This is a genomic window from Nitrosopumilus sp. S6, assembly GCF_054515815.1.
Genome location: NZ_JBTNRI010000023.1, coordinates 1 through 3,068 on the forward strand (window position 1 = coordinate 1; position 3,068 = coordinate 3,068).

1 protein-coding gene is annotated in these 3,068 nt (G+C 36.6%); it reads right to left on the minus strand.

Annotation, left to right across the window (positions count from 1 at the left end; translation table 11 throughout):
* A partial coding sequence (locus ACX12B_RS09645) for a LamG-like jellyroll fold domain-containing protein (RefSeq protein ID WP_459353796.1) occupies nucleotides 1-3,068 on the minus strand: 3,068 nt, incomplete at both ends.

Here is a 3,068-nt window from a genome sequence, read left to right on the forward strand (position 1 = left end):
GAGGTTGTGGAGTTTCAGTACTTACTGGATCATCACTTACTGCAATAGAATCAGAAAGTAACTGTACAGCAGTAGTTGCAGGTTTGAATGCTTGAGCTACATGTGCAGTGCCGTGACCACCACCTGATAATGTCCAACTCATAACTGTAGATGTGCCAGTTGCAAGTTCTCTACTAGCACCAACACCATCACCTGAATTTGTTAGAGATGTAGCATAACCAGTGATTACTGTTTGGCCTGCGCCTACTGCACCTACACCACCAGCCTTTTTGTCATTAATTGAATCAATAACCATATCATTTGCAACTGTAGTTACAGTAATACTTCCAGAATCAGTTGCTCCTGAGACAGCAGAGTTTCCTAATGCACCTGTTCCTTGTTGAACACCAGATAATGCAATTGCTGCAGCACCAATATCAGTTGGAGTACCACCAACTGTTACAGATATTGAGCTTGCTCCATTAGGAAGATTTTGGGATCTTGTCAGATAAAATATGTCAGAACGTTGATCATTTCCTCCACCTGTTTTAGTTTCAGATACAGCAGAAATCATGGAAACTCCACCAACTGTTACAGTTGGGGCAACAGTTGATGGAACTGTTTGAACTACAACTACCAAGACAGGGTTTAGATCAGATGCAGAAATTGTTGGACCAGTTAATGCAAGTGGGGATGTTGCACTTTGACTAAATGCAGTTTGCCCAATTACACCAATAGATAATGGGTCATTTGCTACATACCATGCCCTTGCTTCTGTATACATGATTTCTCCGTCACTAATCTCAAGTGGGCCTAGAGGATACAGTTGTGGGAATACTAGTGGGACTGAATAAGTATAATCTATTGTTGCTCTATCATTTACCAAATCCGTAGTCCATGTGAGAACTTTTCTGTCTCCAACTGTTACAACATTTGCATCAGTATCAGATATCTCAAAGACTGCAGGAACAGTTTCAACTATTGTAATTGTGTCTTTGCCAGTAAATGATTCAATGTCAATTACAACATCAAAGAAGTTTGGATTGTTAATTGGGTCAATTTTACTTTGAGCAGTTCTAACAATGTCATATTCTACAAACTCTGCCACATCAAATGTTGTGTTAAAGTCAGTGTTGATTCCATCTGCTTGTGCATTTACTGCAATTTGGTATGTTCCTTCTATTCCTGTTGAGTATGTCGCATCATAGAGTCCAACTTCTTCACCATTACTAATCTCATCACCTGTTTCAAGTTCAGTTACTGTTCCATCTGGACTAGTTACTGTCATGAAGATATCAGCTCCACCAACTGGACGACCTTCTGAATCCAAGACTACAATGATAAACTCTGCATCATCACCTGGATAGTAAGTGCTCTTTGCAGTGTTTAATGATACCAAACCCCATGCAAACTCTTCTTCAGCTGTATGGGTTTCACCATTTACGGTAAATACTGTCTTTAGTTTGTAAATGCCAGGTGTTGTTATAGAGTCTGGAAGAAGTGTGATTGTGAATTTACCGTCTCTATTCTTTTGAATTTCTGATTTAATGTCTACTTTATTTCCTTTAGAATCAAACACTTCAGTATTAATTTCTGTTTCATCATCTTGCCATTTTCCATTTTGTTTCTTGTCAAACGTGTCAACATCTGCAATCTTTTTTGCATCCTCACTTGATTTGTCTAGTTTTGCTGCTTGTGCCTTGTCATTTGCATTGAGTTTGTTTGATGTTGATTTTATTTGGTTGAGTATTGACTTGAGTTGTTTCTTTAAATCTTTGACTGACTCTTCATCTAGATTACCTGACTGTTTTAGTGATGCTGCTTGAGTCTTTAATGATTCTAGTTGTTGTTTTAGTGATTCGAGTTCTCCTTTGGTTTGCTCAATGTCGTTTCCGTTTGCTGCATCAACACTTGGCAAAAATAAATCAATTGAGAAAATCATTCCAAGAACTGCACTAAATGATTGGGCAGATATCTCCGGATCATCTAGTTCTGCAAGACTGGATTCTGTCTCTGTAAGTAAAATTTGTGCAGCTGACTCTATCTCTTCAATTTCAGAGAATAATGCATCATATTCATCAAAGAATTCTAGTTCAAATGTAGCATCTTTAGATAGTTCAAATGTTTCTTCAGTGGAATCAAGAATTGGAGCAGATATTATTTTTGGTTCTAAAATTGATGTTGGTTCAGGAATTGATTCTGAAATTGGCTCTACAGAGATTATCTCAGTGGATGTGGAGTTTGATTCAATTATAGGCTCAGTGGATGTGGTATTTTCAGAATTTGTTAATTGTTCTGCTTCCATTTGGGCAATAATCTCTTCAAGAGTTAATTCAGGTACAATTTCAGCATAAGCATCCTTTGTTTGCATATACATTGCTAAAATTTGTTCATCTTCTAGAACATAGTCATACAAAGAAACATCATCAATTTCACCTGAGAATTGATTGCTTGCTTTTGGTGTTTCATTTTTAGTGGTAATGGTTGCACCAATTACAATATCTTCTTTAGATGTTAGATTTTCAACAGTTGTTGTTTCTAATTTTCCATTTGTAGTAAGTGTTGGTACACCTACAACTTCTTGAGTTGCTTCTCTTGTACCGTTAACAAAAATTCCTATGTTATCGCCATCAAAGGTTGATGACAAAAAGTTCCAGTTTTCTGTTATTACACTGGTAGATTCTACTGTAGTCCATTTGATTCCATCAAATACAGAGAATTTAGCAGTGTTGTCAGATAAGAAATTGTTACTAATTGTAAGAGAAAATGATTTATCTTTACTTAGAACTGTAAATTCTGAAGAACCTGATGAATAGTCTGGTTTAACCCAAACAGTTACAGTTAATCCATCAACATCATCAGTTACAGTAGCATTTTTAATTTGTATAAAATCATCTTGTCCATCTAATTCTAGGGATGTAATAGTTTGTTCAGCAGATGTGGTGTTTGCTACTGTAATAGGCTCAGTGGATGTGGCATTAGTGTCAATAATATTTTGATCAAATTTGAATGACATAGTAGCATTAGGAATCACAATTTCAGGTTCAGTAGAGGTACCGTTGGTGGCAATTACATCAGTAGAGGTACCG